Source organism: Paraburkholderia sp. CI2 (assembly GCF_014201055.1).
Taxonomy (GTDB): Bacteria; Pseudomonadota; Gammaproteobacteria; order Burkholderiales; family Burkholderiaceae; genus Paraburkholderia; species Paraburkholderia tuberum.
The window spans coordinates 88,057-99,966 of the sequence record NZ_JACHDL010000015.1; the positions used below are offsets into that span (position 1 = coordinate 88,057).

14 protein-coding genes and 3 pseudogenes are annotated in these 11,910 nt (G+C 63.5%); 2 read left to right on the forward strand and 15 right to left on the reverse strand.

Annotation, left to right across the window (positions count from 1 at the left end):
- Nucleotides 1–49 precede the first annotated feature (49 nt).
- From HDG32_RS20845 to HDG32_RS20885, 9 genes and pseudogenes are all read right to left on the reverse strand, one after another.
- A complete protein-coding gene (locus HDG32_RS20845) occupies nt 50–796 on the reverse strand; it encodes an SDR family NAD(P)-dependent oxidoreductase (protein ID WP_184039500.1) in 747 nt (248 codons plus the stop codon).
- 22 nt (nt 797–818) lie between these two features.
- A complete protein-coding gene (locus HDG32_RS20850) occupies nt 819–1,055 on the reverse strand; it encodes a hypothetical protein (RefSeq protein ID WP_184070354.1) in 237 nt (78 codons plus the stop codon).
- Between the two features lie 64 nt (nt 1,056–1,119).
- Nucleotides 1,120–1,290 carry a hypothetical protein gene (locus HDG32_RS20855; protein ID WP_184070356.1) on the reverse strand — a complete coding sequence of 57 codons (171 nt, stop codon included), beginning with the start codon at nt 1,288–1,290 and terminating at the stop codon, nt 1,120–1,122.
- 217 nt (nt 1,291–1,507) lie between these two features.
- Nucleotides 1,508–2,254 (reverse strand): SDR family NAD(P)-dependent oxidoreductase, encoded by a 747-nt coding sequence (locus tag HDG32_RS20860; RefSeq protein ID WP_184070358.1) that lies wholly within the window; start codon nt 2,252–2,254, stop codon nt 1,508–1,510.
- 34 nt (nt 2,255–2,288) lie between these two features.
- Nucleotides 2,289–3,155: an alpha/beta fold hydrolase gene (locus HDG32_RS20865; protein ID WP_184070360.1), complete on the reverse strand. Its 867-nt coding sequence runs from the start codon at nt 3,153–3,155 to the stop codon at nt 2,289–2,291.
- 204 nt (nt 3,156–3,359) lie between these two features.
- Complete coding sequence (locus HDG32_RS20870; RefSeq protein WP_184070362.1) at nt 3,360–4,103, reverse strand: SDR family NAD(P)-dependent oxidoreductase; 744 nt, start codon at nt 4,101–4,103, stop codon at nt 3,360–3,362.
- Nucleotides 4,104–4,112: 9 nt separating this feature from the next.
- Nucleotides 4,113–4,511: a DUF427 domain-containing protein gene (locus tag HDG32_RS20875; RefSeq protein ID WP_184070364.1), complete on the reverse strand. Its 399-nt coding sequence runs from the start codon at nt 4,509–4,511 to the stop codon at nt 4,113–4,115.
- Between the two features lie 16 nt (nt 4,512–4,527).
- A pseudogene (locus tag HDG32_RS20880) lies at nt 4,528–5,409 on the reverse strand (hypothetical protein).
- A 54-nt stretch (nt 5,410–5,463) separates the two neighbouring features.
- On the reverse strand, nt 5,464–6,210 hold the full coding sequence (locus HDG32_RS20885) for an SDR family NAD(P)-dependent oxidoreductase (protein ID WP_184070366.1): 747 nt from the start codon (nt 6,208–6,210) through the stop codon (nt 5,464–5,466).
- Between the two features lie 229 nt (nt 6,211–6,439).
- Between HDG32_RS20885 and HDG32_RS20890 the strand changes: the two genes are divergently transcribed.
- Complete coding sequence (locus tag HDG32_RS20890) at nt 6,440–7,324, forward strand: LysR family transcriptional regulator (RefSeq protein WP_184039479.1); 885 nt, start codon at nt 6,440–6,442, stop codon at nt 7,322–7,324.
- 677 nt (nt 7,325–8,001) lie between these two features.
- Nucleotides 8,002–8,249: pseudogene (locus tag HDG32_RS20895) on the forward strand (VOC family protein); the annotation flags it as partial.
- On the opposite strand, the pseudogene HDG32_RS20900 reads toward HDG32_RS20895, so the two are convergent.
- From HDG32_RS20900 to HDG32_RS36560, 6 genes and pseudogenes are all read right to left on the reverse strand, one after another.
- Nucleotides 8,227–8,555: pseudogene (locus tag HDG32_RS20900) on the reverse strand (DDE-type integrase/transposase/recombinase); the annotation flags it as partial. The pseudogenes HDG32_RS20895 and HDG32_RS20900 overlap by 23 nt on opposite strands.
- Nucleotides 8,556–8,627: 72 nt before the next feature.
- The gene (locus HDG32_RS20905; RefSeq protein WP_184070367.1) at nt 8,628–9,008 is read right to left on the reverse strand and encodes a BON domain-containing protein; all 381 of its coding nucleotides are present in this window, start codon (nt 9,006–9,008) and stop codon (nt 8,628–8,630) included.
- Between the two features lie 30 nt (nt 9,009–9,038).
- Nucleotides 9,039–10,172, reverse strand: coding sequence for a porin (locus HDG32_RS20910; RefSeq protein WP_184070369.1), 1,134 nt, complete (start codon nt 10,170–10,172; stop codon nt 9,039–9,041).
- 201 nt (nt 10,173–10,373) lie between these two features.
- Nucleotides 10,374–10,868 carry a YbhB/YbcL family Raf kinase inhibitor-like protein gene (locus HDG32_RS20915; RefSeq protein WP_184070372.1) on the reverse strand — a complete coding sequence of 165 codons (495 nt, stop codon included), beginning with the start codon at nt 10,866–10,868 and terminating at the stop codon, nt 10,374–10,376.
- A 179-nt stretch (nt 10,869–11,047) separates the two neighbouring features.
- On the reverse strand, nt 11,048–11,419 hold the full coding sequence (locus HDG32_RS36555) for an SDR family oxidoreductase (protein ID WP_409340046.1): 372 nt from the start codon (nt 11,417–11,419) through the stop codon (nt 11,048–11,050).
- Nucleotides 11,420–11,442: 23 nt separating this feature from the next.
- Nucleotides 11,443–11,874, reverse strand: coding sequence for an SDR family NAD(P)-dependent oxidoreductase (locus tag HDG32_RS36560; RefSeq protein ID WP_311540137.1), 432 nt, complete (start codon nt 11,872–11,874; stop codon nt 11,443–11,445).
- Nucleotides 11,875–11,910: the final 36 nt, after the last annotated feature.

The following is an 11,910-nucleotide window of genomic DNA, read 5'->3' on the forward strand; positions in this document are numbered from 1 at the left end:
TGACTCGCCCGCAAAGCAGTCGCTACGCAGGCGAGCATGTCAGGTCGCTTTAGCCTGCCGTCTTGCCGCCGTCGACCGTCAGGATCTGACCGGTGACGAACGCGGCGCCGTCGGCAGCGAGATAGAGCACCGCTGCGGCGATGTCGTCGGGCTTGCCGATGCGCGCGAGCGGCACCGTGGCGGCGAGCGCTGCCTTGTTTTCCGCCGTGCTGGTAAAGCGGTCGAGCATTCCCGTGTCGGTTGGCCCCGGCGCGACTGCGTTGACGCGAACACCCGTCGATGCAACTTCAAGCGCGGCCGATTTCGTGATGCCTTCGACGGCATGCTTGCTGCCTGCATAGACCGATGCGAACGCAGCGCCTTCGTGACCGTAAGTCGACGAGATGTTGACGATGCTGCCGGCCTTTTGCGCGGTCATCACGCGCAGTTCATGCTTGAGACTCAGCAGCGTTCCGAGGACGTTGGTGTCGAACGTGTCGGCATAACTGTCGGCGGTCTGCTCGACGACGGGCCCAGGCCGACCTTCGGTGCCGGCGTTGTTGACGGCCACGTCCAGCCGGCCGTAGCGGGCGACGGTTTGATCCACGAGGTTGCGGACTTCGTCGTCGCGGCGCACGTCCGCCTGTACGAAGTGTGCTTCGGCGCCAGCTACGCGAAGCTCTGCTTCAAGCGCTGCGCCTTCCGCAGCGCGTCGACCGGATACGACGAGCCGCGCACCTGAACGGGCGAACGCAAAAGCGGTTGCGCGGCCGATGCCCGTAAGGGCGCCAGTGATGAGAACGACGGGTTGGTTCATTTGAGGCTCCTGTCAGTGGGTTTCACGACACGTCGGTCGTATCGCGCTGCTCGGTGAGCATGACGGAGCTAACTTTAGGCGTCGCTTGCGGCCGTGAAAAAGACTTTCCAGGCTGGAGGGCATGCCTGGTAGGCATGTCGAACGGATCAGGGCGCCGCACGTCTTTCAGCACCTCGGCATATTGCCGGAAACACGTGTTGCGCACGCACTCGTGCGTACTTTCGAAGCGGGCAACCGTTCGCTCAGACAGCTTGCCCATCACGGATTACTACAAGATGTCCCGAACCTTCCCGAGCTTGCTGCCGTCAGCACGCACGCTACAGCTATCGCGATGCGCAATTCGTGACGGCATCGCTCAGGCCTGCGTGGGACGCCGTAATCGCGAACGCGAGGCCGCCCATGAAGAGAAGCGCGTACCCGATGCGCGCCACGAGGACGGAGACGATCAGCAGCGGCAGCGAATGAATGCGCGCGGCGAGTGCGAGCAACAGCATCGATACGGCTGCCGCGCAATCGCCTGCACGAATTGCTCCGTAACACAGGCGTTTTAAAAGAAGGTTGGTCATGCCCCAGACAATCGCGAAGATCGTCGTGTTGCTCGCGTGCCAGGCGCGCACGCCAGGCGTCGCTCGTCGCGGGCGCGGCGCTCGTCCACAACGTCTGAACGATCGCACGCGCCGCGATTCAGAACGGCGCGCGGCTGCGAGCACCTCAGAGCTTCGATCCGCCGTCGACGCGCAAGGTGTCGCCCGTTACCCAGCGCGCGTCGTCGGAGGCGAGGAACACGGCGGCGCCCGCGATATCGTCAGGCTGCGCGACGCGTTTGAGCGCCTGCATGCCCAGCGTGAAATCGCGGCCCGCGTCCGTTTTCGCGAAGTTCGACATGTCTGTTTCGACGACGCCCGGCGCGATCGCGTTGACACGAATGCCACGCTCGCCGAGTGCGGACGCAAAGTGGCGCACGAGCGTGTCGACAGCGCCTTTGGTCGCTGCATATGCCGACAGATTGTTCACGGAGGCGCGCGCCGCGAGCGACGACAGCAACACGACGCTGCTGCCGTCGCCCAGCACGGGCAGCAACTGCTGCACGAGGAAGAACGGCGCGCGCACGTTGACGGCGAACAGATTGTCGAAATCCTCGACGGTCGTTTCTTCGATCGGGGCGGCCTTCGAGATGCCCGCATTCGCGACGAGAATGTCGAGCCGTTCGCCCGTCAGCGAGCGCACGCGCTTCGCGAGTTCATGTGGCCCGTGCGCGTCGCGCAGATCGGCGGCGACCTTGTCGGCCTGTCCGCCTGCCGCGCGAATCGCCGCGACGACCGAGTCGGCGGCCTGCTCGGCGCTGCTGTAGTGGACCAGCACGCGCGCGCCTGCTTTGGCGAGCGCGATCGCCGTGGCGCGGCCGATGCCGCGGGATGCGCCCGTCACGAGGGCGGTCTTGCCTGTCAGGTTGGTCATGATGAAATTCCGTTCGATGTCGTGTGAGAGGGCGTTACGCCTGCGGCGCGTCCGCTTCCGAGAGGAACTGATCGACGTGCGCGGCGAAGCGCTCCGGGTACTGGTACAGCGAGCCGTGATTGGCGTCCGGATAGAGGATCAGCTGCGCGTTGGGGATGTGCTGCTGCAAGTGCCACGAGTTGATCGAGTAGATGATCACGTCGTTGTCGCCGTTGACGACGAGCGTCGGCTGCTTCAGCGCGTCCAGATAGTCGTACGGGTTCTCGCGCGGCGCGCCCCACTTCGCGAGCGCGGCGAGTTGCGCGGGCGCGACCTTGTCGCTGGCTTCGGGATCGCGGTTGTCGGCGCGCAGACGGAACCGTCCGACAAAGCCACGGCCTGCCGCCTGGCTCGCTTCCGAATGCGAAAAGTGCACGCGCAGCCACAGGTCGTCGGGATTCGCATACGAGGCGCCGAATATCTCCTGTGCTTCCGGTGTGAGCGTCGCCATGCCTTCGCCGCTGCGTGGGCCCGTGCCGACGAGAATGACGCGGCGCACGAGCAGAGGCTTCGCGATCGCGAGTTCCTGCGCGATCAGTCCGCCCATCGAAAAGCCGAGCACGTCGACCTGCTTCAGTCCGAGCGCTTCGATGAACGCGCCGGCATTGGCGGCCATCTCTTCGATCGACTCCGGCACCGTGCCCGAGCTGCTCGAAATGCCGGCGTTGTTGAACAGGATCACTTCGCGGTTTTGCGCGAGACCGTCGGTGACGGCGGGATCCCAATGATCCATCGTGCCCGTGAAGTGGATGTTCATCACGAGCGGCACGGCACCGGGATTGCCGAAGCGGCGATACGCGAAACGGATGCCGTTGGCCTCGACGAACTGGGTCGGCGCGGTCTGGTGAGTATGGCGGGTCATGGCAGTTGTCCTTTCAGAACCGGTTGAAGTCGATGCGGCGCGGTATAGCTGAAACGTATGGGTGCGTCGGGCTTGTTGCGGGGGCTGGCCCGTCTGCGCTTCTTATCGCGCCGTCCTGACAGGTAATGTAGGCGCGTCGAACCACGAAGAAAAAGACTTTATAAGCTGTGTGGCATGCCTGAAAGGCATGACTCGGGGACTGGCTCACGACGCCGTGCGGCCGCCGTTCACGCGCAGCACTTCGCCCGTCATGAAGCCGGCCGACGCCAGGTACACGATTGCTTCGGCGATTTCGTCGGGCGTGCCGGCGCGTTTGAGCGGCACGGTGTCGAGAAACGCTGTCTTGCGCTCGGACGTCTGCGTGAGCCTGTCGAGCATCGGCGTTTGCACGGGCCCCGGCGCGACCGCGTTGACGCGCACGCCGGATGCAGCGGCTTCGAGCGCGGCCGACTTCGTCAGCCCTTCGACGGCGTGCTTGCTCGCGACATACAGCGACGCGCCCGCCGCGCCGCGCGCGCCCATCGTCGAGGACACGTTGACGATGCTGCCGCCGCGCTGCGCCGACATCGCGCGCAGCTCGTGCTTCATCGCGAGCAAGGTGCCGAGCACGTTCGCGTCGAACACGGCTGCATAGCGCGCGGTCGTCTGTTCGACGACGGGCGCGGATTCGCCTTCCGTGCCGGCCGCGTTCACCGCGATATCGAGCCTGCCGAAGCGCGCGACCGTGCGCTCGACGAGCGCCTGCACGTCGTCTTCGACGCGCACGTCGGCTTCAATGAACTCCGCCTGAGCACCGAGCGAGCGGAGCGTATCGGCGAGCGCCTGACCTTCGTCTGCTCGCCGGCCTGAGATCACGACGCGTGCTTTCGAGCGCGCGAAGGCGAGAGCGGTCGCGCGGCCAATGCCGCTCAATGCGCCCGTGACGAGCACCACTGTCTGTTCGTTCATGTCGGTTCCTTATGCGTGTTCTTCGATCGAATCGACACGGTCGGTGTAGAACGCGAGGCGATCACGGATCGGCTCGACGGCGGGATAGGGCGACTCGTAAGTCCAGATCGCATTGATGGCGCGCTCGCCGCCCGACGGGATCGAGAAGTACGCGGCATCGCCCTTGTACGGGCAGTACGTCGAATGGCCGGTGCGTTCGAGCGACGTCATGTCGACATCTTTTCTCGGGATATAGAGCACGCGCGGATAGTGCGCCTCACGCAGCGTCAGCGCGTCGCGCGTGTCGGCGACCGTGTGGCCGGCGACCTTGACCACGACGCGCGAAGGATTGCGCTCGATCGTGATCGGATGATCGGGGCCGGGAATCTTGACGGTTTTTGCTGTGTTGGAGGTGTTACTGGTCGACATGTTGTGACTCCTTGAATCAGGTGGTTTCGTCTGTCGACGCTTCGGCGGCAGCGTCGCTGCGGGCTGCGTCGTACGCGGAAAAGTCGGTGTAGGCGCGTTCGTCGCCGCCCCAGAACGCGTCGCGCTGATACGGCGTGAGCGGCAAATTGCGGCGCAGGCGCTCGGGCAAATCAGGGTTCGACGAGAACCAGCGGCCGCTCGGCGAGACACGCACACCCACACGATCCGCGCCCCACACGGACGCGAACGCGTCCACCAGTTCCAGCGAAAAACGCGCGCGCTTTTCGATCGTGCCGCCATAGGCGTCGGTGCGTTTGTTCGTGCCGTCCTACAGGAACGTGTCGGCGAGATAGCCGTTCGCGTTGTGCAACTCGACGCCGTCGAAACCCGCGGCTTTCGCGCGTTCCGCCGCGCGACGAAACGACTCGACGATGGCCGGAATTTCGTCGATCTCCAGCGCACGGTGCGGCGAGTTTGGCACCCAGCCGTTCCGCGTGAACACGGTGGTTTCGTACGGGACGACAGAGGGCGCAACGGGCGCATTGCCCCGGCTCAGATCGACGTGCGACTGACGGCCGTCGTGTGCGATCTGCATGAAGATATGCGCGCCTTTCGCGTGAACGGCGCCGGTGATCTTTTTCCACGCTTTGACGTGCTGGTCCATGTAAATGCCCGGCGCGCCGACATAGCCACGGCTGTCGTATGAAGGATGCGCGCTCTCGGTAATCAGCAGACCGCCTTGCGACGCGCGCTGCCGGTAGTACTCGACCATCATCGCGCTCGGGCTGTCGCCGGAGTCGGAACGCAGGCGCGTCATCGGTGCGTGTGCGACGCGATGTGACAGTTGCAGTCGTCCTACTGTGGTGGACGAGAACAGTTTTAAGTTTGTATCAGTCATTCCGGATGCCTTATCGATTGAAATGGATCGGGTCCATTGCGGTTCTAACGTGACTCAGAGCTTCGATCCGCCGTCGACGCGCAGCGTGTCGCCCGTGATCCACTTCGCCCTGTCTGAAGCAAGAAAGCTCACCGCGCCGGCGATGTCGTCAGGCTGAGCGACGCGCTTCAAGGCCTGCAGGCTCAGCGCATAATCGCGGCCTTGGTCGGTTGTCACGAAGCTGGACATATCGGTCGCGACGACGCCGGGCGCGACGGCGTTCACGCGCACGCCGCGCTCGCCGAGCGCGGAAGCGAAGTGGCGCACGAGCGTATCGACTGCGCCTTTGGTTGCGGCGTACGCAGCCAGTTCGCCAACCGATGCACGCGCTGCCAGCGACGAAAGCAGCACGACGCTGCTGCCTTTGCACAACATCGGCAGAAGCTGCTGGACGAGGAAATAGGGCGCGCGCACGTTGACGGCGAAGAGGTCGTCGAAGCTTTCGACCGTCGTGTCTTCGATGCTCGCGGCGCTGGCGATGCCCGCGTTGGCGACGAGCACGTCCAGCCGTCCGCCGACGACGGCGCGCACGCGTCGGGCAAGCGTATGCGGGCCGTCGGCGGTGCGCAGATCGGCGGCGATTTTCTGCGCGTGGCCGCCGCTTGCGACGATGTCGGCGACGGCCGAATCGGCCGCCGCTTCGTTGCTGCTGTAGTGCACGAGCACCTGCGCGCCGGCGCGGCCGAGTGAGAGTGCGATGGCGCGGCCGATGCCGCGAGATGCGCCCGTGACAAGCGCGGTTTTTCCTGCGAGGTCATTCATGGCGAAGCTCCGTCTGGTTGATCGGCGGGCCGTCAGCGATAACAGGCAGGTATGGCTGCGAAACTGGGCCGCCGGCTTCCGCGCTGCTCGATGCGACTGCTCGCAGATAATCTAGCCATTGCTTGCGTAACGGAAAAAGACTTTGTAGGCTTGCCGGCATGCCTTGGAAGCATGGCCCGGAAGCATGGCCCGAAGTGGAGCGATAGAACGGAGCAAAACAGGAGAACGCATGGAGCTACGTCATCTGCGCTATTTCGTTGCCGTTGCGGAAACGGGCAGCCTCACCGTCGCCGCAGAACAGCGGTTGTACACGTCGCAGCCTTCGCTGAGCCGACAGATCCGCGATCTCGAGGACGAAGTTCGTGCGGAACTGTTCAGCCGCAGCGCGCGCGGCGTCGAGTTGACCGCGTCCGGCAAGGCTTTTCTCGACCATGCACGGCTTGCGCTAGCGCAGGTCGACGCCGCGATCGAAGCGGCGCGCCGTGCTGCGCGTCCCGCGAAGCAGGTTTTCGCACTCGGCTTTCTGACAGGCCAGGAAATGACCTGGCTGCCGCGCGCGATGCAGGTGCTGCGCGACGAGTTGCCGAACATCGACGTGACGGTGTCGAGCGGCTATTCGCCCGATCTCGCCGACGCCGTGGCGCGCGGCAAGCTCGATCTTGCATTCGTGCGCATGGAGCCGGGGCTGGATCTCGACTATCGCGTTGTCTATCGCGAGAAACTTGTCGTGCTGATGCCGAGCGATCATCGGCTGACGGCGAAGCAAGCCATTCATCCGTCGGACCTGCAAGGCGAGACGTTTGTGATGGCGTCGAACAAGGCGCGCGTGCTGCACGATGTGGTCGCGGGCTATCTGCACGAGAACGGGCTCGACCCCAAGCCGGAGCACGGCGTCGACAACCTGGCGATGGCCATGTCGCTCGTCGCTTCGACGCGCGGGCTGTCGCTGATGCCCGAGTATGCGATTAACCTGTTGCCGTGGTCGGTGGTGAGCCGGCCGCTGGAAGGCGAAGCGCCGACCGTCGATCTCGCGATCGGCTACAGTCGTTCGAATGCATCGCCTGTGCTTAAGATGTTTCTGTCGAGAGCGGATGAACTGATTGCCGCCAACTGAGTGAGGGAGAATCGCATGGACCGCCTCGCGGCGATCGAGATCGTTGCTGTGCAATGTATCCATTCGCAACCAGCGCGGGAACTGGCGGAAAGGAATACGGCTCATTCCAGACCGGGATAGGTCCGAGGGACGTTTTGACTGCTTCCCGCCGTTCGCCATCGCGGCGTCGAGGAGCCCGTTGGCTGCTCCACCTCGGGAACCGGTCGTTCGACTTAAGCGGCGGTGAACGTCGGCAAAGGGTGGCCATCTACGGCCGTTGGCTCGCGCTGTCACGCGGACATTCGAACGTCGGCTGCGCGAGCTACAACGGTCACTCAAAGTGACTGCCCGCCGACTGGAACTGCACCGGACGCAACGTCGCTCAAACGCGACGCGATTTTCGTGCGCACTTTCTATTGGGCAGCAGCCGTCTGTTGGACAGCGCGGAGATCTGGCCCGCGCGCGATGATGCCGCTGGAAATCCTGATCGCCCCGTGCGCGTACACCGGGGCATTCAAAAACATCACCGACGGTCAGGTCGTCTCTGCAAATACCGACAACGTGCGATCCGCATGGCGATGAGCAAGCGGATTCACCTTCGGCGAAGCGACTAGGCTAACGCCCGGCTCGTCCTTCTCCTACACTCGGAAAGTTCCCGCGAGCGGCACGAAGAACCGGACGAAGGAGGAGGCTTTTCCATGGAGTTTCAAATCCGTGAGATCGACCACGTCGTGATCAGGGCCGCCGATCTCGATTCGAGACCCGGTTTTACTGCGATGTGCTTGGTTGCAGTGTGGAAAAGGAACAGGCGGATCTCGGGCTCATCCAGTTACACGCCGGGCACTCGCTGATCGATCTGCTGAAGGTCGGCGGAAAGATCGATCGCCCAGAGAGCGGTGCGCCAGGTGCGGGGCGCAATATGGATCATCTGTGCCTGCGCATCGAGCAACGGCCCGGTAAAGATACCGCCATTCCCCCTTGACGCGGATGTACGTCTAGTCCATCCGCCAGCTCTTACCCACCGGACGCTTGCGGCGGCGAAACGCTTTCTCCAGCACCGGCAACAGCGCTCGATGGCCCAGCGGTGCTCAGTCGAATGATCGATCCAAACGCCGCGCTCAGCCATCATGTCTTCAAGGTGCCGTAGGCTCAGCGGATAGACCACTTACCAGCGCACGCAAGTCAGAATCACGTCCAGCGGATAATGCAGGCGTTTGAGCACTCGGGCCACCACCGGATTCATCGTCTTCATCGAGCTTTCAGTCGTTCATGTCGTTCCGCACATCATAGCGGACCGGCCTTACTGCAACAGAACCGCCATAGCTTACTGGCCGCCGAACGGTTTCTCGACCGTCAGCTTGGTGGTCACGGAGATGACGCCCGGGACGCCCTTGGTGATTTCGGCCACCTTGTCGATCTGCGATGGGTCGACGACCGTCCCGTAGAGGGTGACTGCACCACCCTTCGCGACGACACTGATGTTCCCGGCGTTGATCTCCTTGTGCTTCACGATGGCCGAATAGACCTTGCGGCGCAGTGCGCGACTGGCCGCCCGGTCCGATTTGGCCGCCGGTGCGGCCGACGCCGCCGTCGCGGCACCATTCGACGCCGCGCTCGCTGCGCCTGACTGCGCCGAGACGTGAACCGATGCCAGCGCGAGCAATATGCCGCCGGCCATCCTGAGTGCCATGTTGCTTGTGCTCATTCGATGCTCCGATTGTCGTGGTTCACGGGGTCAGAAAGCGTGACGGATGCCGATCATTGCTGCGGTGCTCGACGTTCCTTCCGGAACCGGCGCAGCGTATACGATCGTCTGGCTCATGTTGCCCCGGTTGTTGACGTACCCGACCTGTGCGTAGGCGAGGGTGGTCCTGGACAGGTTATATTCGGCGCCCACCGCGAACAGATTCGACTGGTTGGAGGAAAAATTTCGGTCCCTCAAGTAATAGAAGCCCGACGTGACCTTGAAGAATGGGGTGAACTGGTAGCCGAGGCCAGCGGAGATCATCTCGAAGCTGTCTTGACTGCTTTTCGCCGGGTTCTTGCCCATGCCGTACGACGTCGACACGGAAACATTGTAAAACGTGTATTGCGCGCCAACGTACCAGAACCGGTTGTTGTTCAGGCCTGTCGCCGGGGTCACGGCACCGTTGGGCGCAAACGGGTTGGCATCGTGTCCGTTGTAGTACACCCCCGCCACGTTGAGGCCGTAGTTCGAATACTTGAGCACGGCCGACTCGCGCGTGCCGCCTTGAAACTTCCCGGCGACGCCGCCCGGCGCGTACTCGAGCGCAAGCGATGCGCCGTAGAATTTCGGCGACTGGTAGACGATCGCATTGTCGTCATACAGCGCGCCGATCGAGCCGTTCGTGCTGGTGCCCGGCCAGCCCGCGGCCTGGTTCAGGCCGAGCCACGCGGTCAGGATGCTGCCGAAGTATTGGGCGTTCCGTACGTCGGTGTCCGCCATCGCATAGATCATCGGCAGGATCTGCCGGCCCAGGTCGAGCGTGCCGTATGGACTCGACACGCCCACCGTCGTCTGCTGGTTGAACATCGCGGTGGCGGTCGGTGTGTCGGCCAATCCGGCCCTCCCGGTGGGCGTGTCGAACGACCCCTGCAGCTTGAAGTTGACCTTGTAGCCGCCGCCGATGTCCTCGGTGCCCTTCAGGCCCCAGAGGCTCGCATAGATGCCACCGTCCTTGAGCTCGTAGACATGCCCGAGATTCACCTTCGACTGAAAGTTGCTCGCGTTCGCGCTCTGATACAGGAACCCGGTATCGAGTATGCCGTACAGCGTCACCGACGATTGCGCGTGTGCTGCGCTCGCGAACACGACAAGCGCTGCAGCGCCACCCCACTTCGATTTCATTTCGGTCTCCTAGTTGTGTTGCAATCTCGGGACACTTCCGGCAGGCGTACGGCTAGTGCTGGAATGAAACTGGGCCGGGCGTTTCTACCGGCATCGAGTGGGCAGGAAGCAGTCCCCATGCTTAGATCGTGCTCCTCGATTCGGGCAGATGGCCCTGGGGCTGCTGGCGAGCGGTTCAAACAGTGACAGCAAGGCGCACCCTCAGCGGTTGTAGAGGCCAGTCAGGGTGGCCATGGCGAGCGTGTTCTGGTAGATCACGAAGCGCGCCACCGCGTTCGGCGGGTTGGCCGGCAGCTCCAGCTTGGGCACACCCAGCGCGTGCAGGGTGAAAATATAGCGGTGCGCCGGCAAGCCCTTGGGCGGGCAGGGACCGCCGTAGCCGGTGGCGCCGTAATCGTTGATGGCCTGAGTGCCGCTGGCGCCCAGGTCAGTGGCGTCGGGTGCACCTACGCCTGCGGCGAGCTGGGTGACGGACGAATCGATATCGAACAGGATCCAGTGCCAGAAGCCGCTGCCGGTGGGTGCGTCCGGGTCGTACAGCGTCAGGGCGAAGCTCCTGGTGCCTGCCGGCGCGCCGTGCCATTGCAGCGCGGGCGAACGGTTCTGGCCGGTTCCGTCGAAGCCATTGAACTCATGCACCAGTTGCAGCCGGTCCTGATCCCTGAATTCAGGCGATATCAGTGTGAAGATGCTCACGCCATTTCCTTTGATTTACTGGATTTGAGAACCAAGGAAGCTGCATCGCCTGGATGCGCCCCAGAACCGATGCACTTATTTGTCATGGCGCCGCTTCCTCCAGCTGCGTCACGGCCTCCCCTCGCACGACACGTTCGGCGGCGGACGAATATTCAATCGTGTCTGCCCCATTGATTCCGTCATGCGGACAGGTCCGCGATAACCCGGGCATAGGCGGCGCCCATTTCCGTCGCTGTCGGATTGCGGCGCAGCGTCAGACCGCCATTGACCTGCAGGTTCTGTCCCGTCATGAAGCACACGTCGCTTGCCAACCACAGAGCCGCTTCGGCGACGTCGTCCACAGTGCCAATACGTCCGAGCGGATAGCCGGCCTCGAAGGCCCCCAATATTTCGGGGATGTTCAGGGCGTCACCCGACATCGGCGTGCGAGTGATGCCAGGAGAGATCGAATTGGCGCGGATTCCGAGATGGCCAAAGTCGTTGGCGACACAGCGCACGACGTGGTCGGTGCCAGCCTTGGTGCCCATATAGGCGGCGTGGTTCTCAAGCATGATCGTCGCGGTCGCCGACGAAATCATGATGATCGAGCCCCCGGCGTCGGATTTTGCCTCATCGCTTTCACGAGCGCCTGCATGAACTGAAAGGGCCCCTTGAACTGGAGATCCATCATCGCCTGCAGTTCTTCCTCACTCGTGTCTTCGAACGGCCGGAGAAGTCCCCAGCCCGTGGCGTTGATGCCGACATCGACGTGGCCGTAGCGCTCGTGCGCGAAGGCGACGAGGGCTTCGACGTCTTCCTTGCGCGTGAAATCGCAAAGCCGGCTGGCGCCTCCGATTTCGCTTGCCAGGTGATCCAACGGCTCCGCGCGTCGTCCAGCCACAATCACGCTGGCGCCTTCGCCGGCGAAGCGTCGGGCAATGCACTGCCCCATGTTGCCGTGGCCAGCGGCGCCGACGACGATTACGACCTTACCCTCAAACCTCTTCATGAAACTGTCCTCCCGCAAGGTTCATCGTCATTTCGCAGTCTCCAGGCTCGGGTT